This is a genomic window from Neokomagataea anthophila, assembly GCF_018122595.1.
In the GTDB taxonomy this organism is placed as follows: domain Bacteria; phylum Pseudomonadota; class Alphaproteobacteria; order Acetobacterales; family Acetobacteraceae; genus Gluconobacter; species Gluconobacter anthophilus.
Genome location: NZ_JAGRQH010000261.1, coordinates 1 through 214 on the forward strand (window position 1 = coordinate 1; position 214 = coordinate 214).

Consider the following 214-nt stretch of genomic DNA (forward strand, 5'->3'; position numbering starts at 1 on the left):
AATGAAATTGTCGCTGAAAAAAACAAAATTATAAAAAAAAACATAATGAAAAAAAATATAAAATTTTTTTCCCAACGACAAAATGCGACAAAAAATTTTTTTAAAAAAGGTTTTTTTGGGGGCTATCTGTTTTTTGGGCGTGGTTTTTTTGGGTTTGGCATTGGCCCGGTAAATAAACGCGACTCCATGTGGTGCATGCACAAAAAACGCCTCT

At 32.2% G+C, this 214-nt stretch carries 1 protein-coding gene; it reads left to right on the plus strand.

Features of this window, described 5'->3' with window-relative positions; genetic code table 11:
- Positions 1-214, plus strand: a 214-nt coding sequence (locus tag KB213_RS12630; RefSeq protein WP_211683614.1) for a hypothetical protein, incomplete at both ends; no start/stop codon positions are given.